Annotated in this window: 15 protein-coding genes; 4 read left to right on the top strand and 11 right to left on the bottom strand. The window is 60.8% G+C overall.

Going from position 1 to position 18713, the window contains the following annotated elements; all coding sequences use genetic code 11:
• Positions 1–4: 4 nt before the first annotated feature.
• Positions 5–607, bottom strand: coding sequence for a TetR/AcrR family transcriptional regulator (locus FO013_RS03545; RefSeq protein ID WP_143921188.1), 603 nt, complete (start codon positions 605–607; stop codon positions 5–7).
• Positions 608–696: 89 nt separating this feature from the next.
• Here FO013_RS03545 and FO013_RS03540 point away from each other — a divergent pair, with 89 nt between their 5' ends.
• Together FO013_RS03540 and FO013_RS03535 are read left to right on the top strand one after the other, a co-directional pair.
• A complete protein-coding gene (locus tag FO013_RS03540; RefSeq protein ID WP_143921187.1) occupies positions 697–1899 on the top strand; it encodes an ABC transporter permease in 1203 nt (400 codons plus the stop codon).
• A gap of 138 nt (positions 1900–2037) precedes the next feature.
• Positions 2038–3726, top strand: coding sequence for a DUF885 domain-containing protein (locus FO013_RS03535; RefSeq protein ID WP_143921186.1), 1689 nt, complete (start codon positions 2038–2040; stop codon positions 3724–3726).
• A gap of 9 nt (positions 3727–3735) precedes the next feature.
• On the opposite strand, the gene FO013_RS03530 is transcribed toward FO013_RS03535, so the two are convergent.
• From FO013_RS03530 to FO013_RS03505, 6 genes are all read right to left on the bottom strand, one after another.
• Positions 3736–5538: an ABC transporter family substrate-binding protein gene (locus FO013_RS03530; protein WP_143921185.1), complete on the bottom strand. Its 1803-nt coding sequence runs from the start codon at positions 5536–5538 to the stop codon at positions 3736–3738.
• A 90-nt stretch (positions 5539–5628) separates the two neighbouring features.
• Positions 5629–6294, bottom strand: a complete 666-nt coding sequence (locus tag FO013_RS03525; protein ID WP_222103574.1) for an ABC transporter permease — start codon at positions 6292–6294, stop codon at positions 5629–5631.
• A complete protein-coding gene (locus FO013_RS03520; protein ID WP_143921184.1) occupies positions 6291–7010 on the bottom strand; it encodes an ABC transporter permease in 720 nt (239 codons plus the stop codon). Before FO013_RS03520 ends, FO013_RS03525 begins: the two co-directional genes overlap by 4 nt.
• A complete protein-coding gene (locus FO013_RS03515; RefSeq protein WP_143921183.1) occupies positions 7007–8050 on the bottom strand; it encodes an ABC transporter ATP-binding protein in 1044 nt (347 codons plus the stop codon). Before FO013_RS03515 ends, FO013_RS03520 begins: the two co-directional genes overlap by 4 nt.
• 7 nt (positions 8051–8057) lie before the next feature.
• A complete protein-coding gene (locus FO013_RS03510; protein ID WP_222103573.1) occupies positions 8058–9011 on the bottom strand; it encodes an ABC transporter substrate-binding protein in 954 nt (317 codons plus the stop codon).
• A 6-nt stretch (positions 9012–9017) separates the two neighbouring features.
• On the bottom strand, positions 9018–11150 hold the full coding sequence (locus FO013_RS03505) for a CocE/NonD family hydrolase (RefSeq protein ID WP_222103572.1): 2133 nt from the start codon (positions 11148–11150) through the stop codon (positions 9018–9020).
• Between the two features lie 213 nt (positions 11151–11363).
• Here FO013_RS03505 and FO013_RS03500 point away from each other — a divergent pair, with 213 nt between their 5' ends.
• Positions 11364–12191, top strand: a complete 828-nt coding sequence (locus FO013_RS03500; RefSeq protein WP_143921181.1) for an MBL fold metallo-hydrolase — start codon at positions 11364–11366, stop codon at positions 12189–12191.
• A gap of 131 nt (positions 12192–12322) precedes the next feature.
• Here FO013_RS03500 and FO013_RS03495 read toward each other — a convergent pair whose 3' ends face one another.
• The 4 genes from FO013_RS03495 to FO013_RS03480 all read right to left on the bottom strand — a co-directional run bounded on the left by FO013_RS03495 (position 12323) and on the right by FO013_RS03480 (position 16970).
• Positions 12323–13474, bottom strand: a complete 1152-nt coding sequence (locus FO013_RS03495) for a fatty acid desaturase family protein (RefSeq protein WP_260847975.1) — start codon at positions 13472–13474, stop codon at positions 12323–12325.
• Between the two features lie 87 nt (positions 13475–13561).
• A complete protein-coding gene (locus FO013_RS03490; protein ID WP_143921180.1) occupies positions 13562–14302 on the bottom strand; it encodes a response regulator transcription factor in 741 nt (246 codons plus the stop codon).
• Positions 14299–15747, bottom strand: coding sequence for a histidine kinase (locus FO013_RS03485; protein ID WP_143921179.1), 1449 nt, complete (start codon positions 15745–15747; stop codon positions 14299–14301). The genes FO013_RS03490 and FO013_RS03485 overlap by 4 nt, the downstream gene beginning before the upstream one ends.
• A gap of 314 nt (positions 15748–16061) precedes the next feature.
• Positions 16062–16970: a DUF4352 domain-containing protein gene (locus tag FO013_RS03480; protein WP_260847974.1), complete on the bottom strand. Its 909-nt coding sequence runs from the start codon at positions 16968–16970 to the stop codon at positions 16062–16064.
• A gap of 366 nt (positions 16971–17336) precedes the next feature.
• Between FO013_RS03480 and FO013_RS03475 the strand changes: the two genes are divergently transcribed.
• Positions 17337–18620, top strand: a complete 1284-nt coding sequence (locus FO013_RS03475; RefSeq protein WP_260847973.1) for a sensor histidine kinase — start codon at positions 17337–17339, stop codon at positions 18618–18620.
• Positions 18621–18713: the final 93 nt, after the last annotated feature.

Genomic DNA, 18713 nt, shown 5'->3' with positions numbered 1-18713 from the left:
AACCTCAGTCCACGAGCTGAGCGAACATGGCTTCGACGGAATCCGTGATCCGCGCATGCGAAGCATCATCGAAGATCGCGGTCTGAACGATGGCGCCCTGCATGAGCGCGAGGACGGCCGGCGCGATCCGATGCGCCCTGGCCTGTGCGACGCCTTCGGCAAGCCCTGCACTCCGATGGAAGTACACATTCAGATAGGCCTCGAATCGTCTGATGAGTTCGTGGTAGATCTCAGCGGCGATTGTGGCGAAATCCGGGGAATGCGACGCCTCTCCCCATACCTGCAGCAGCAGCGGAGCGAATTGGGTGTCATGGAGGATCTTGTCCAGAAGCTGCGGGAAGACCTCATGTGGAGGTGGAACCTCTTCTGCTATTCCGAAGTCCTGCAGCTCGGCCACACGCTCCTCCATGATTCGCCTGCCGGCGTCGAGCGTGAGCTCCGCCTTGGACGAGTAGTAGACGTAGACGGCTCCGGCGGACAAGTCCGCCTCCTTGATGATGTCTGCCATCGACGCTCCGGCGAAGCCCTTGCGAAAGAAACACGCAAGCGCGGCATCCTGAATCCGCGTGCGCATAGCTTCCCTGTGTTCGTCCGTGACCTTCGGCACCAAACCTCCAAAAACGAATGACCATTCTTGATATATCGTACTCGAAAGAGTAAAAAGAACGAGTATTCGTTTTCAATGATTGGATAGGCATGGCGACGAGAATCCTCAGCAGCTCGGACGGCACGGACGATAGCCGCGGCAGAACGAGCACGGCCGACACGAGGGCGGCCGACACGAGGGCGCACAAGCCCAGCCTCAAACAGGCACTGCTCGCCGCGGTCTTCGCCGCGGCGATCGTCACAGTCATCCTGCTGGCATTCAGCTGGCCGACTGTCACGTCTGAGCCCAAAGATCTTCCGGTTGCGGCCGTCGGCGATCAGGAACAGATCGATCAGATCACGGCCGATGCTCCCGAGGGGATGCTCGATCTGAAGAAGGTCGACTCCCGCGCCGAGGCGCAGCAGCTCATCCGTGAACGTGAGGTCTACGGGGCGCTCCTGCTTGGCGACGACCCTGAGATCCTCACCTCGACTGCCGCCTCCCCTCCTGTTGCCCAGCAGCTGGGCGGGATTGCCGCTCAGATGCAGCAGAAGATCGACAAGCAGGCGATCTCGGGCATGCAGGACGGAATGCAGGAGATGCAGGACGCACTCGCAGCGGCCTCTCAGCCAGCCGGATCTCAGCCCAGTCCTGGTGCACCACAGCAAAACCCAGGCGACCAGGCACAGACCCCAGACGCCTCGGCGATGGAGGTCCCTGAGGTCACGGTCACGGATGTCGTGCCGCTCAACGACAACGATTCCACCGGTGCCGGCCTTGCGATCGCGGGTCTGCCCCTGACCATCGGCGGCATCGTCGGCGGCGTGCTCACCAGCATGCTCGTCCACTCTCGCCGAATGCGTGCGGTCGCGGTCGTCGCCTACGGCACGATCGGCGGACTTGCACTCACCCTCGTCCTGCAGACGTGGTTCGGCATTCTGCAGGGCAACTTCGGGCTCAACGTACTTGCTGCAGGCCTGGCAGTCGCGGCGACGGCGGCACTCATCAACGGCTTCGTCTCACTGATAGGTCCGGGTGGCATAGCGATCGGCGCGGTGCTCACGATGTTCATCGGCAATCCGATCGCCTCGCTCCAGGCACCGAAGGAGTTCCTCGCAGGGGCCTGGGGAGACATCGGCCAGTTCTTCGTTCCCGGCGCGTCGGGTAGCCTGCTGCGCAACCTGTCCTACTTCCCGGATGCACCCATGGCGATGCAATGGTGGGCGCTCATCGGTTGGTTCTCCTTGGGCATCGCCCTCATCCTCGTCGGTCACCTCAAGGCTCACTCGAAGCAGCGGACTGCCGTGAGCTGACCTGTTCCTTCTCCCCAACGACGTGGAGCCGACCCCAGAAGGCACAGGGTCAGGCTCCGCGTCGGCATCCGACGAAAGTAAGTATCCACAGGCTGGAACCGTCAGCCGTCTGCTCCATCCCTGCGATACCGTTCCTCAATGAGCACAGTGAGAGAGCCATCAATCGTCGATGGAATTGCCGAAGATTACTTCGACGGACTTTCAGACCTCTATCCGTCGATTCCCCTATTCCTCGGCCTTGACAACGACAAGGGTTTCGATGACTACTCCCCTGCCGGATTCGAAGCCGCGAAGGATCTCCGGGCCCGCGCCTTGAACAGACTCGCTGACCTTGAAACGACCGCAGCGATGAACGGTTCTCCCAGTCTGGATGACACCGATGATGTGACCATCGATGCTATGCGCGAACGATTCAGTGTCGCCGATGACCTCTTCGACAGCGGCCTCAGTCACACCGTCCTCAACGTGATTGAATCTCCAGTCCAACAGATGAGAGATATCTTCGATCTCTTGCCGACACGGACGACGAGAGATTGGGAGACGATCAAGTCGACGCTTGCCGGCCTGCCAGCGTCAATATCTGGGTATCAAGAATCTTTGACCTACGCGCAGCAGCGCATGGGCCGCACCCCGGCCCGAGCGCAGATCGAACGAGTTCGTGAGCAGTCACTTGCCCTGGCGAAGGAGAACAGTCGGTTCGACACACTCATCGAAGGTGCCGCGAACCTCTCGAGCGGTCTGCGAAACGACCTTGCTGCCGCCGCCGCTGCGGCCAAGGACTCGTTTGCAGAGCTGAGCGACTACTTCGCAGAGCTCATGACTCGGGCGCTCGATGACGAAGCATGTGGTCGGGACGCCTATGCGCTGCATTCCAGAAACTACCTGGGAGCTGAGGTCGACTTCGAAGAGACATACAGCTGGGCACTCGATGAACTCAATCGAATCGACTCCGAACAGAAAGCGATCGCGAGGGCCATCGCCCCAGGGGTCGGGCTCTTCGACGTCATGGCAATGCTCGACAATGATCCGCACCGTGCTCTGCACGGGACCGAGGCGCTTCAAGCCTGGATGCAGGATGTCGCCGATGAGGCCATTGAGAAACTCGGGCAGACGCACTTCGACATTCCCGAACCGCTCCAGACAATCGAGTGCATGATTGCGCCCTCCGCCACAGGCGCTGTCTACTATTCACAGCCCAGCGAGGATTTCTCCCGCCCCGGACGAATGTGGTGGTCTGTGCCTCATGGCGTCACCGAATTCGCGACCTGGCAGGAGAAGACCACCGTCTATCATGAAGGAGTCCCCGGACATCATCTGCAGATGGGTCAGGCATCTTATCTTGCCGATTCACTCAATCGCTGGCGCCGCCACGTCTGCTGGGTATCCGGTCACGGCGAAGGATGGGCTCTCTACGCCGAACAGCTGATGGAAGAACTCGGGTTCCTGGACGATCCTGCCGATCGGCTCGGCATGCTGGATGCCCAACGCTTGCGGACCACACGAGTAGCACTCGACATCGGATTCCACCTCGGCCTCAAAGCACCGACACATCTGGGTGGTGGGACCTGGGACCGTGCCAAGGCATGGCAGTTCCTCAAGGACAATGTCGCCACGGATCGCACATTCCTGGCGTTCGAACTCGACCGTTACCTGGGCTGGCCGGGGCAGGCCCCGAGCTATAAGATCGGGCATCGCCTGTGGCAGCAGATTCGACACGATGCCGAAGCGGAAGCCGGTGAGACTTTCGATCTCAAGGGCTTCCACTCGAAGGCACTCAATCTTGGGTCACTCGGGCTGGACACCTTGTCAAGGGCCATGCGCCGCTGACGTCAGCGGCTATTCCTTCTCCCATTCCCAGTAGTTCCAGAACATCGACGGATCAAGAGTGGTCGTCGAGGCGTTCTTCACTGAATCCTGGTGGATCGTCAGCGAAGGGAACTGGAAGAGCGGCAGCCCGAACCCATCGTCGATGAGTTGCTTCTCTATGTCCGCGGCCAGTGTCTTCTGCTCTTCAGGATCAATGCTCACGAGCATCTGATCGAGCTTCTTCGCCGTCGTCGGGTTGTGATATCCGCTGTAGTTGTTCTGCGCGCCCTTGCGGTAGTACGAATCCGATTCCGTGACACCGGTCGTCGTCAGGGCCCAACCGAAGAGGGAGGCATCGTAGGTTCCGTCACCGAGGCGCGTACCCCAGTTGACGTCGCCGGAATCCTCGACGGCGAACCCTGCCTTCTCCGCCGATTCCTTGACCAACTGGAAGATCTGTTCACGGCGTGCGTTCGTATTGTCATAGAGGAAACGGACAGTCGGCTCCTTCACCCCCGCCTCATCGAGCAGCTTCTTCGCGCCCTCGACGTCGACGGAGTCGTAATCCGAGATACCAGAGCCCTCCGCGATCTCCTTGTACAGCGGGGAATCTGGTGCCTGGTTGAAGGAGTCACGGACCCCTGCCTCCTCGTTGAGCGGCTTGATCAGACGATCGACGATCTCCTGTCTCGGAAGGGTTTTGAGGAATGCCCGCCTGACCTGCAGAGCTTTGTCTTCGTCGCCGCCATACGAAGCAGGGTCGAAGGGTCCGTTGTTGTCGAATGTGAGGTCGACGTGCTCGAATGTGGCATCTTCACCGGGAATGATGCTGACACCGTCGATATCTTCAGCCGCTTTGAGGACGTCAGCCGTCGACTGAGGCTGAGTGATATCGACTTCGCCGTTCTCAATGGCTTGGACCATCGCCATGGGATCGCCGTTGTAGCGAACCGTGATGGTGTCCATCTTCGGATCAACGGGACCGGTGTATGCCTCATCGCGTTCAAGGGTGAGGTACTGCCCCTCTTCGAAAGCGGTGATCTTGTACGGTCCGCTGTGGACGAGAAGGTCCTCGTTGTCCGGCATGGATGTGAAATCGAAACCTGTGTTCCAGAAATTCGAGATCTTCGATAGGGCTTCGACATCGTTGTTCTTGATGGCCTCGATGATCGATGTCTTTCCTTCTTCGGAAGATTCGGCGCCCAAGGCGTTCTTAGCGACGATGTGAGCGGGAACGCCCGATCCATAGGCGCCGAGGCCGAATTCTGTCTCCCAGTCGGCAAAGGGCTGAGAGTAGGTGAAGGTCAGGGACTTCCGATCCTCGCTGATCTCGGGAAAGTCTTTGATCAGGGGTGCGCCAACACTCGTCGAGTCGAAATAGACGGTGTCGGCGTCGTTCTTCTTCACCATTCCGGCGTCGTCATTGTTCTCATCGACGGTATTGAAGTTGGTTGAGCGGGCCGCCCAGGTCAGCGCCAGGTCGACGGCATCGACAGGAGTTCCATCCGACCAGTTGGAGTCCTCGTTGAACGTATATTTCACCTTCAACGGGTCTTCGGAGACCTTCTCGATGGTACCGAGCGCACCGTCGTGCAGTTCAAGCTCGTCGTCGTAATATTTGAAGTTGTCGTTCATCATGTAGGCGATGATCGTGTTGGCAACGGCATTGCCGTCATTGGTCATGTCATTCATCGAACGAAATGCTTCATTCCATCCGACGTTGAGAACCGATCCTGTCCCGGCGGAATCCGAGCTGCCCCCTGGCGGCGTACATCCGGTCACGATGAGCGCCATCGCGGCGACTCCTGCAATAGTGGTCAGACGTTTCTTCATGTTCACTCCTGTGTGTGAAAGATGATCGAGCAGTTGATGCTCAGCTGATTGAGTCGTTCCGTATTTCTGTCTCCTATTGCGGACTCGGCTTCACACCGTCGTCGCCCGCAGCTGTTTCACCCCTGTCGGGGCAGCCACTCGCAGCAGCAGAGCGAAGATCTGGTCCACGAGGATCGCCAAGATCGCAACCCACACGGCACCGGCGAGAACGCCTTCGATCCCGTATGCCACTTGGTTGAGAATAACGTCGCCCAATCCGCCGCTGCCGGCGATTGTAGCGATCGTTGCGGAGCTCACTGTCAGCACGGCCGCAGTGCGAATGCCGCTGATGATCATCGGCAGGCCAAGGGGAAGTTCCACCTTGTTCAGCACCTGCAGAGGCGTCATTCCCATTCCTCTCGCAGCTCTCGTCAGATCACGATCCGCAGAATTCACGGCTTGGAAGGCGTAACTGAGTATCGGCGGGAAAGCGAGCAGGAACAGTGCGATCATTGCGTTGAGCATTCCGATGCCCACGAAGCCGATGAGAATCGCGATGAGGGCCAAGCTTGGAAGTGCCCGACCGATGTTCGTGATGCTCACTGCCAGAAATTCGCCCTTGTGGATGTGGCCGAGCCAGATGCCGATCGGCACGCCGATGACGATGGCTGCGAGCAATGGGACGAGGCTGATGATCAGATGCTCGCTCGTCTTCTCCATGAGCATCCCGAAGTTGGCTGCGATGAAGGGAAATGCCCCGAATATCTCTTTCATCATACCCTCGCTCTCGTCCAGGGTGTCAGTACTCTGCCGACAATCACCAGTAGCCCGTCGAGGACGAAGGCCAGGAGGACCGCGAGTGCTCCGGCCCCGATGAACTGCGTATTGAACGGCGACGACACGGCCTTGAGGATTGGCGACCCCAGACCGCTGTCGACGACGAATGCCGCAATCGTAGCCACACTCACTGTCAGCACCGTAGCGATGCGCAGACCCGAGATGATCGATGGCAGGGCCAGCGGCAATTCGACCTTGACCATGAGTTGCCTCTGGTTCAGACCCATCCCGATTGCTGATCTCTTCACATCGTCCGGGACCGCCGCCAGACCGGCGAGCACTGCCTGAAAGATGATCACAAGCGTGAAACACACCAACGCGATCTCAACGGTCAGCAGAGTCAGACCGGTGAACGGAACCAGCAGCTGAAACAACGCCAGAGGAGGAAGCGTGTACAGGAACGTTGCGACGATCCCGATGGGCCCGGCCAGCCACTTCTTTCGGTAGGCGATCAGCGCGGCGGCGAATGCGATGACGAATCCGATCACGACGGCGATGACGACCATGTAGATGTGGTCGACCAGCGGCGGCCAGAAGACAGTCGACCACTGGTCGACGAACCAATCACCGCAGAACGGGCCGTTGCCGATCACACAGTCGGAGGCCTGTCCGTAGTCCGGGATGACAGGATCGCCGGCAGGCGCGATCCCGCTCATGATCCGACACCTTCCCCGTTCCTCGCGCCAACGGCGTTAGCTGGCGGATCGACCAGATCGTGCAGGGTGACGTCGCCGAGGTGGCTCCCCCGCTCCATCACACGTGCACCGTGTGCCCCAGCAGCGGAAACCACGGACAGTGCTTCCCTCAATGTCACGTCGGCCTCGACCTGAGGCAGATCAGACTCCACCGGCAGCTCGGATTCAGCCTTGGCGACGAGTACCTCGGCGACAGTGGTCAGGGCGAGGCGCTTGAGGCCACGTTCTGCACCGAGGAATTCCGCGACGAACTCATCGGCAGGGTGAGTGAGCACCTCGGCGGGAGTGTCGTACTGGGCCAGCTTGCCCCCAGGCTTGAGGATCGCGATCCGATCGGCCATCTTGATGGCCTCGTCGATGTCGTGCGTGACGAAGAGGGTCGTCTTCCCGACAGCCCGATGAATTTCAAGGAATTCGTCCTGGACCGCCATCCGGGTGATCGGATCGAGTGCTCCGAAGGGTTCGTCCATGAGCATGACCGGAGGATCGGCCGCGAGTGCGCGCGCGATTCCGACTCGTTGCTGCTGACCGCCGGAGAGCTGGGACGGATACCTGCCCAACCAGCTGTCCACCGGAGTCAGTCCGACCAGTTCGAGCAGTTCGGCAGTCCGGCGCGTGATTCGTGCCTTGTCCCATTTGAGAATGGTCGGCACGATCGCGATGTTCTCCGCCACCGTGTAGTGCGGAAACAGACCGGACTGCTGAATTGCATAGCCGATAGTTCGACGCAGCTCGATGGCGGGTATGTCCATGATGCTTCGGTCACCGATGCGGATTTCTCCGCTGCTGAGGTCGACAAGACGATTGACCAGCTGGAGAGCTGTCGTCTTACCGCCACCGGACGGACCCACTAGGCAGACGAGTTCGCCCGACTTCACCACGATGTCAAGCGAATCGAGAGCCGGTGCGGCCTGTCCGGGGTAGAGCTTGGTGACCTGGTCGAAGACGATGGACGAGTTCGTGGTCGACGTCGTCTTCGGGTCGGTGGATGGAAATGTCATCGTGTTCTCACATCAGTCCGTTTGCTTGCAGAAAGACCCTGGCCACTTGAGCGGGGTCGATCCTATTGATGGCGGAAGCTTCGTTCAGCGCCTGGATGGCGTCGATCGTCAGGAGTGAATGAAGTCTGTTCAAGAACTCGGGCGCGTCCTCGTCGAGGTCGTTAAAGACATCGTCCCTGATCAGCGGTACGACGTTCTGGAATCCGAAGAGCTTCTTGTCGTCTTCGAGAACGACAAGGTCGGATCTCAGCAACTGCGGATCGGTGGTGAACACGTCCGCGGCTTGGATCTCGCCACGTTCGATTGCCTGGTAGTTCAGTCCGATGCTCAGAGTCTTGAGTTTCATGTTCGTCAGACCGTATGTGTCGACGATGCCCTCATACCCGATTGCTCCGGAGACATTGTCCGGGTACGTCGAATAGGTGAAATCTCCGATGCCCTTGAGATCGGACACCTTCTTCAGCCCATGTTCGTCGGCGAATTCCTTACGCACAGCGACCGCGTTCTTGTTCTCGAAGGGTGTGGCCTGAAGTGTGGTCACTCCATGCTCGTTCTCCCACCCCTTCGCTATGTCATAGGTTTCATCGGCCGTGCCCAGCGCAGTGTCAATGCCAACCCAATTCACCACGATGACCCCGGTGTATTCGGGGTAGATGTCGATCTGGCCCGACTGGAGTGCGGTATTGATGATGTCGCTGGATCCGACGTTCGTCTTCAGATCCACTTGGTATCCGCGAGCTCGCAGCCCTTGAGCGTAGAGTTCGCCCATGATCCAGCTCTCGGCGAATCCTTTGGATCCGATGGTGATCCTGCGTCTGGCAGCTCCTGATTTGGCACCACCGACGCTGGCCGTGGTGGAGGTACAACCGCTCAGCGTGGCCGCTGCCATTCCAACGCTGAGTGCGCCGAGCGTTCCCAGGACCCGGCGCCGATTGAGTGCGTGTCTATTCAGTTTGTACATCGTTGCTCAGTTCAGGTCGCGCGGAACGGTCTTCGTGGTCGTCCTCGAATGGAACTGCCTTCCGTCCTTGTAGGCAACGAGTTCATTGGTCACGAGGAAGTTCGCTGTGTCACCGCTCATGGTGCTGCGTGTCCGCAGCTCAACATCCCATCCCTGATCATCCTTCGTCAGCGCATCGGCATCGGCCTGCTGCAGCAACGCCTGACTGCTGACAGGATCCGCAAGCGCGGGCCTCCGGTAGCGGATGACTCGTTCGCAGATTGCTGTCGGCGAGAGAGGATCGGTTTCACTGCGCTCATAGGAATCACGCTCGAGCGTGTAATAGAAGAGTCCGTCGCTCGAGTTGGTCTGCCAGCCCTCGGACACAGTGGTCACAGTCGCGCTGCGATTGACCAAATCAGTCTCCAGGGTGCGGGTCATGGGCGGCCCTGACGCATCGATCGTGGACACTGGCGGGGTCGGAGGCACGCCGAGGTGGTCGGTGAGTTCCAGGGAGGTTTCAGCGTCGGCCTCGGCCGAGTCGACGCTGCGCACGGGCAGTCGAAGCTCCGGATCGTCCGTGACCGTGAGGAGAGTCTCTTCGGGCGACGGCCAGAGCATGGGCCAGAAGCTCGCAGAGATGCTCAACCGCAGACGGTGGCCTGGCAGGAATCGGTGGGCGGTGGATAGGAGCGGGAAGTCGATGGTGACGTCCTGGCCCGGAGCCAGAGGTTCGGGATGTTCATGGGAGGAATGATGAGTCAGATTGAATAGGCCCATGGTCACCAGTCGTGAGGTGCCGTCTGGAGCGACGTCGCATAAGCGGGCTGCGATGACTCCGCGGTCTGAACTCGAAGTCAGTGTCGCTTTGAGGCTCGGGGTGCCGACGATCTCCAGGCCAGCAGGAAGATCCCAGTCTGCGGTGTAGGAGCGTGCGTCATCGGCGGCCTGGTCACCGGCCATGCCCGCTGCCTCACCGAACTGCAGCCAGCTGCCGGCGTTGTAGCCTATGAGATCGGTGCTGCGCAGCTGACGGGGACCTGCCTGAGTCGAGTCCTGCACATCCCAGCTGACGTCTTCGATTCCTGGTGAGGGCCAGCTGCTCTCTGCGACCCAGCGTCCCGGTCGAGTCTCCCGGTCGGAGTGAACGGGGGCACTGTCAGGGACATAGGCACGCAATTGCGGCTGGTCCTTGACTCCGTTGTCGATTCCACTCATCCACTGGTCCCACCAGCGCACGGCTTCGGCGATGAAGTCTATTCCCGGCCCCGGTGCTGCCTGGTGCGGATAGTTGTGTGCCCAGGGGCCGAGCAGTGCGTGAACCGGCGGGTAGTCGGGATTCGTCTCACGCTGGTGGTTCGCATTCTCCATCAGCCGGAACAGGGTAGTTCGGTACTCGTCAAGAAGTCCGCCGACGGCAAGGATCGGAACCTTGATGGCTTCCGGGGTGTCGCAGACTGAAGCATGTTTCCAGTAGGCGTCTCGGCGCTGGTGGCTGAGCCAGTCGTTGATATTGACCGGTGCTTCGTCGATCCGACGTTTCCAGTCCTGAGCCCAGCCTTCGCCCATGACCGCAGGATCCTGTGGGCGTGCGTTGTATCCCCACATGGTGGAGGCCCAGGAGAGCATTTGGTCGCCGACAATGGCACCGCCGTTGTAATGAACATCGTCGGCAAAACGATCGTCGGTGGAGCAGATTGTGATGATGGCGGCGAGTTCTGGTGGTTGCAGTGCGGCGAGCTGCAACCCGTTGAATCCGCCCCACGACTTTCCGATCACTCCTGCCTTACCGTTCGACCACTGCTGAGCTGCGATCCATCTGAGCACCTGAAGACCGTCATCAAGCTCGGTTTCGGAATATTCGTCCGTCATGATCCCGGACGAATCCCCGCAGCCGCGCATATCAACGCGGATGCTTGCGTAGCCGGCGCGGGCAAATTCGGGATGGATCGTCTGGTCGCGACCAGCGGTCATGTCGTTCTTGCGGTAGGGGATGTATTCCAAGACGGCTGGAACCTGTTTGTCTTTGAGGTCGTCCGGCAGCCAGATCCGGGCGGCGAGTTCGACCCCGTCTGACAGGGGAATGCGCGTGTGCTCGATGACGTCAACGCCGCGAGGATTCGTGCGATATCGGTCGGCAGGTCCGCAATTGCTGCTCACAGAGAATGCCTCCGTGGCATCGGCTGGTGGTGCTGTACGTGTGTGCTGGTGCGAAGAAGTTGGTGCCATAGTGCCCGAGGTTAACAGCGGTAACTGCATGGCTGTTCAGTTGTTTCGCTCAGTGATATGGATGACATCCAACCACACCTGACACCGGCTACCTGGCCCCACCTGCACTCGGCGACTATCCTCGGGTGCAGGGGGTACACACCGATGACAGCACTGGCGAACGTGACGATATGCCGCACGTGCGGTGTCGAGACGAGTACGCCTCCACCGGATGCGTGTCCGATCTGTTCGGATGACCGCCAGTGGCTGCCGGAGTCAGGTCAGGTCTGGACGACGCGTGAACAACTCGAGTTCGAACACCACAGCGTCTCCGTCGTCGAACGAGAACCAGGTCTCTACGCGCTGCGTGTGGAGCCGAAGCTGGGCATCGGGCAGACGTGCTATCTGGCGCAGACCGAGTATGGCAATCTGCTCTTCGAGGTCCCGCCCTACATCGACGAGGACGTCATCGCCGCAGTCTCGGACCTCGGCGGGGTTCAGGCCATCGCTGCCAGTCATCCTCACATGTTCGGCCTGCAGCTCGAGTGGAGCGCGGCCTTCGACGATGCACCGATCTTCGTCTGCCGTGCAGATGCCGGCTGGGTCCAGCGCGAGGGATTGAACATCTGGCGCTACTATCAGTTTGCTGAACCAGTTCCCGGAGTCCGCTTGATGCGCATAGGCGGTCATTTCCCCGGCAGCGCGGTAGCCATGTGGACCGGCAAGGACGGTCGAGGCGTGATGCTCAGCGGAGACACGATCGCGCCGGTTGCCCGCTCAGGGTGGGTGACGTTCATGCGCAGCTTCCCCAACTATCTGCCGCTGTCGGCAGGTGTTGTCAGACGCATCGCAGCCTCGGTGGCCGACCTCGATTTCGATCGGATGTACGGCAACTTCGGGCAGACCATCTCGAGCGGAGCCAGGGAGGCTGTGGCGACCTCGGCCGAACGCTACGCCGAATGGGTCTCAGGGGCCCACGACGAGCTCACCTGAGAATACGGTTCGAGTTCCTGTCCAGAAGACCGTGCCCTGAATACTCCTGTCAGGGCACACATCGAAATGCGAAAAACCGGCCAGGTCCGAGTTGACGGACCTGGCCGGAGAATCCAGCGATGCTGTGAAGATCAGCGTGAGCGGAACTGCGCGGTGACCGGGCAGTCGAAGGGATCGGCCTGGCCGAGTCCGGCCCGGTTGAGGTACCGGACGATGATGCCGAATGATTCGAAGAGCGTCGTCTCCGTATATTTGATGTCCTTCTGAGCACAGTACTCACGGACCATCGGCTGAACTTTGTGCAGGTTGACGCTGGGCATGCTGGGGAACAGGTGGTGTTCGATCTGGTAGTTCAGTCCACCCATGAGGAAGCCCATCGGACGACCGCCCGAGATATTGCGTGACATCAGTGTCTGACGGCGCAGGAAGTCGATCTTCACGTCCTTGGGAACGATCGGCTGTCCCTTGTGATTGGGAGCGAATGAACCGCCCATGTGCAGTCCGAAGACCATGACCTGCACGATGAAGAAGACACTGCCGATGAGCGGTCCTGCAGCCCAGATGGCGATGATGGGGAATCCGATCATACGGATGGCGAGGAAGATGCCTTCGATCCAGCGGCGCTTGATCGAGGACTGTCCCTTGATGATCGCCTTGATCGAGTTCACGTGCAGCTGCAGGCCCGCCAGGGTCAGCAGAGGGAAGAAGAACCAGCCTTGGTGTGAGGCGAACCATTTCCGCACTCCGGTGAGCCCTTGAGCATCTTCGGGGTCGAAGATCAGAGCACCCGGTGCGATATCGCCGTCGACGCCGGCTTTGTTCGGGTTGGCGTGGTGGAGAGCGTTGTGCTTCTTCAGCCACCAGCCGTAGCTGAGGCCGATGAACAGGTTGCCGATGATGGTGGATACCCACTCGCCGACCTTGCCGTTGGTGAAGATCTGACGGTGCGCCGCATCGTGGGCGACATATGCCGTCTGAGTGAAGAGGATTCCGAAGACGACTGCTGTGGCCATCTGCCACCAGCTTTCGCCGATGAGGAAGAGCATCGCGAAGGCGACGACGTAGGAGAGTCCGAGGAGGACGAAGCGCAGCGTGTTCCAGCCGGGGCGTCGTGCCAGCAGACCGGCCTCTTTGACCTGGGCCATCAGCGCACTGAAGTCGCTGGTGAATTCCTGATTTTCGGTTCCGCGATTGGCTCGCCTCTGCTCGAGCACCTCAGCCCTTGACTCTTTTCCAAGAGTGGGCGTCGACAGCGTCCTATTCACGACATCTACTGGTTCCATATTACTTACCGTACGAGGTGGGTCGTCGCCTTGGCATCACCCCAGAGCACCGTATTTCACCCCCTACCCAGGTAGGGGGTCGTGTCATCAGACCTGGGCGCCAGGCACGATGAGCCCTGATTCATAGGCGGCGATGACCGCTTGAGCGCGGTCTCGGGCGTCGAGTTTGTAGAGAATTCGCGAAACATGGGTCTTGACGGTCTGCACTGCGATGAACAGTGAGGCAGCGATCTCCGTGTTGGTCTCACCACGCGCCACCAGCACTAGGATCTCGCGTTCGCGGTCGGTGAGGTCGGGCAGGGCCGCAGCGTTCGATGTCTGCGGTCCTGCGGCGAAGTGCTCGATGACTCTGCGGGTGACGCTCGGGGCCAGCAGCCCCTCACCCGATGCCACCACCCGCACAGCCTCGGCGAGTTCGCTGGGTGGGGCGTCCTTGAGGAGAAAGCCGCTGGCACCGGCACGGATCGCATCGAAGACATAGTCGTCGATGTCGAAGGTCGTGAGCATGATGATGCGCGTCACGTCTTCGTCGATGGCGCTTGTGTCTTGGGTGCTCAATGCCGACGCCGACGCCTGCGGGGTCGTTGTCTGCCGGACCGCCTGCCGCGATCTGGCCGAGAGGATCTCACGGGTGGCTTCGATGCCGTCGAGCTCCGGCATGCGCACATCCATGAGCACGATGTCCGGCTTCAGCTCGGCAACGAGGCCGACGCATTCGACGCCGTCCTGCGCCTGACCCACCACGTCGATGTCGGGGTGCGCATCCAACAGCGCGGCGAAGCCAGCTCGAACCATTGCCTGATCATCAGCAATCACGATGCGAATCACGCGTTGCTCCTCTCATCACCCTGCGATTGATCTGATGTGTCGTCTGCGTTGAAGTCTGTGTCATCTGCGACGGCGTCTGGGGCTGAGTCCGCGAGTACTTCGCGACCGCCGCCTTCGGGCGAGTCAGCCTCGGGCGCGTCAGCCTGGGGCGAGTCAGCCTCGCCCCGATCACGGTCGCTCGAATCACGCTCACCGGAATCGGGGCGAGGCGAATCGGCCACGGCCAGCGGCAGCACGGCCTCGACTTCGAAACCTCCGCTGCGGGTCCAGCCGGTTCGGAGTTCCCCTCCGACCGAGGCCGCACGTTCTCGCATTCCGATGAGGCCCTGATGACGGTGGACCTCGTTCTTCGCCGCCTCTGACGGGCCCTTCCCAGCAGTGTTGACGACGTTGATCCACAGGGCGGTGCCGCCGCTGTCGACCTTGATGTGAATCTGGGATTCGGTGGCGTGGCGAATGGCGTTGCTCAGCGCTTCCTGGACGATGCGGTATCCGGCCAGCCCGGTGCTGTCGCGCAGACTGCGATCCAGCGGTCCCCCGCTGCGTTCCATCGTGACGTTGACTCCAGCCTGCTGTGCCTTCTTGACCAGGCCTTCGACCTCTGAGAACTTCGGCTGAGGTGCAAGCTCCTGGTTCGAATCATCATTGCGCAGAACTCCCAGCAGTCCGCGCATCTCGGTGAGGGCGTTGCGGGCGGAGATGGAGATGTCTTCGAACTCCTTCCCCACGTCTGCGTCGATGTTGGGGTGGCGAAACGGTGCGCTCGAGGCCTGGATGTTGATGATCGACATGCTGTGGGCGACGATGTCGTGCAGTTCACGGGCAATCCGCGTCTTCTCCTCGACCACGACGCGCTTCGAATGCTCCTCGGCGGTATTCTCCTGTTCCTGCAGCAGCTGCGATCGGATCAGATGCCACTGTTGGACGATGACCGCGGCGACATAGAAGCCACCTGCGATACAGGAGAAGATGACGATGTTGACGATCGAGGACTCCGACCTGCTCTCGGGGTACTGAATATGCCCGAAGACGGCAGCCGCCGCTGAGATTGCGATGCTCGCCAGCAGCGCCGCCAAGGCCACCCCCCAGTGGGCACGGAGCCCCACAATGAGGATGATGAGGATCTGGGTGATCATCATCGGCACCATCCATGGCCAGGGAACACCCGAGAGGTACGGGCCGAGCAGCGGAAGGGCACCGCAGGCGACGACGGAGACGATCGCGCCGAAGAGCGGGCGCAGCATCGACAGCGGCATCGACCCCGCGTGGATCACAGTGACGATGAACGCCAGGGCCACAGGAGCTTCATGGACTCCCACCGCGATGGAGGACTCGACGGCGAGCATCACGATGGCAGTGAAGATCACCGCCACCCAAGCCAGCGCCTCAGGGTTGAATCTGCGGTCCGGTGGCAGGAATCTGTCGAACAGCTTGCTGAACAGCACGAATTCCGGTTCTCCTTCTGCGGCCCTGCGCCGATTATTCGGCCCGGCGTCGACCCGAAAGGTCGACTCACCTGGCACACTTCGTCAGTGTGACAGTAGCAAACACGGCTAGGCGTCCCGTGAGAGTTCGGATCCGTCACGGCCGTGAACCAGAGAACACTGCCATTGACCGGTAAATGGGAAAGCAGAAGCCAGAGACCGCCGAGGTGGTCTCTGGCTTCTGCCAGTCGTCCAGTCCGATCCGGTGTGGTCCAGTCCGATCCGGCGTGGTTCAGCCCAGTCCGATCATGGTTGACCCGGTCCGACCACGACTCTCAGCCGAGTGAGATCTCTATCGGCTCAGCGAAGAGTCCCCCTTCGAAGGTGAGCTTGTCCGGTGAGACATCGGCGGGGACATCGAAGACGAGAACGCCCTTGGCCGTGTTGCCCGGGTTGATCTCCTCGGCGAAGAGAATGGAGTCAGCGTCGGCGTAGAGTCCGGCCTTCGAGTCCGCGGAATAGGTGTTCCCGGCTTCGTCGCCGAGCTTGATATTGTCCTCCCAGAAGAAGTCCGGCGCCGAGGCCGTGTTCTTGACGGACAGGTTGACGGTGACGAACTGGCCTTGGGCCTCTGCACCCATGTACTCGTCGCCGACTGAGGAGACGCCGTCCTTGACCGAGTTGACGGCGACTTCCCAGTCATCGGCAGCCACCACATCGCCGATTCCGTAGCTGGCAGCAGCGTCTTCTTCGGCCGGTTTATCCGCCGCAGGTTCTTCCTTCGCATTGTCACCGCTCGCCGTCTCATCCTCGGCGACGGCAGCAGAGGATTCGGTATTCTCTGCCGAATCGTCTCCCCCGCCGGAGATGGCACTTCCGATGATGACGACAACCAGGATGAGAACAATCCAGAACCACCAGCGTTTGAGCAGCGGCTTCTTCCGCTTCGGTGGTTTCTGCCCTGAGTTGCCTGGACCATAGGCGCCGGGACCGTAACCACCGGATCCATAGGCGCCCTGGCCATACGCACCTGAATCGTACCCACCGGGTCCGCCGTAGCCGCTGGGTCCTGTGGGTCCCGTGCTCGGATGTCCAGCACCCGGGAAACCGGACGCCTGCGGGTCGGCCATAGGCGTGCCGGCCATCTGCGGGCCAGGCACGCGGTAGGTGGAACCTTGCGCGTCGACACCGGGCTGAGGCTGGGCACCGGGCTGCGTGTGTGGGTCGTTGTGAGTGGACATCATGCTCCTTTGATGATGAGCGCCGTGCTCCGTTGGAAGGCGGTTCTAAGTGGCTGGCGCAATTGAAATCGTGAGGTTCGCGTTGATACTCCTTCAGCATTCCGCCTCGGCGAAGATCGGACATCAACCGATCGGCTCAACCTCGATCATCGATCGGCCAGGCGACGGCAGCCTGATGGCTGACGTCCGGTGTCAGTGTGTGCAGTTACGATTCCTGTTGTGACAGCTCATCCGTTCCCGCCGCCGCATCATGGCTCTTCCGTCCCGCCGAGGCCGGCCCAGCCACCGATGCCTGCTGCCTCCGCGAGGCCACACCCGGGTGCTGCCTCGCACTCGGAACGCAAACGGCGTCTACGGCACGGAGTCCAGTTGGCGGCGAGCATCCTCGTGGGCGTCATCGCCTATGTGACGGGCTTAGTCATTTCGGCGCTGGCGCTGCAGGCTAACCCGTGGGCCTTCGGCAGCAACGGTGAACTCACGAATACGGGAATCGTCGTGGTTTTGCTGCTGAGTCTCGTTTGGCTCAGCGTCTTCGTCCGGCGTCGTTGGCCTCTCGTGCCATTCATCGCCGGAGCTCTCCTCGCCGCGAGTTGGGGCGATGGTCTCCTGCTCCTCATCGGCCTGTTCCACATCGTTATTCGCGGAACCCGAGTGCGGATGATCGTCACCGCCGTCATCGGGTCGGTGCTCGTCATCGCCGGAGTGATCCGTCACTGTCTCCTGCCTCCTGCGCTCAACCCATTCGGTCTCATGATCGTGGGTGATCCTGCGGTGATCACCGACGTCGAAGCTTCTGCCCCACCTGCGGACTCTCTGTTGGCTATGAATCTGCTGACGGTCATCGCCGGCGTCGTCGGACTCGGGGTGAGCATCGGGTTCGGGCTGCTGCTGCGCCGGACTCGCAGAATGAAAGCCGTCGAGACGATCGCCCAGCGTGAAACCGAGCGCAGCGAATCGCTGTCCACGGAACTCGCTCGCCAGTCCGAGCGCAACCTTCTGGCCCGCGAGCTTCACGACACCCTCTCCCACCGCTTATCCGTCATCTCCCTGCACTCCGGTGCGCTTGAAGTCGGAACCCAGGATGACGCCGAGGTGGCGACTGTCGCCTCGGCGCTGCGCCGAGAGGCACGTGCATCGTTGGACGATCTGCGCGACCTTGTCGGCGGCGTGCGTGAAGGAACCTTCGGTGGACAGAGCCAGCTGGGGCCGACGTCGACTCCGCCGAGTCTGCCCTCCATGGGCTCCATTCCGCAGCTCATCGCCTCGGTTCAGGCGACGGGCACGCAGATTCGTCCGTCAATCATCATGCAGGACCTTGAGAGTGCGCCCACGGTGCTTGACCGGGCGGTTTATCGCATCGTGCAGGAGTCCCTGACGAACGCATTGAAGCACTCCCCCGGCGCACCTGTGGATCTGAGCCTGAGCGTTTCGGCCAACCAGGGAGCGCGCATCGTCGTAGCGAACGCGCTGCCGACGACCAGGACGAACGAATATCCGGAATCGGACTTATCGACGAGTGGTTCGGGAGCCGGGCTCGAGGGAATCCGCGAAAGAACGCACCTGCTCTCGGGCACGGTCAGCATCGGACCGCGTGAGGGCTTGTTCGTCGTCGATGTATCCTTCCCGCCTTTCGAACGCCGGCCCCAACGCTGAACAGGCTCGGCGTTTTCCAGGTTCCCCGTTGACCCTTCTCAGCGCTGACCATTCTCAGCGCTGACCGAACTCGGGGCTGACCAAACTCGGGGC

It is taken from the genome of Brevibacterium aurantiacum, from assembly GCF_007558825.1.
Lineage (GTDB): Bacteria > Actinomycetota > Actinomycetes > Actinomycetales > Brevibacteriaceae > Brevibacterium > Brevibacterium aurantiacum_A.
Note: the sequence above shows the minus strand (reverse complement) of the source record. Positions and strands in the feature narration are given on the sequence as shown.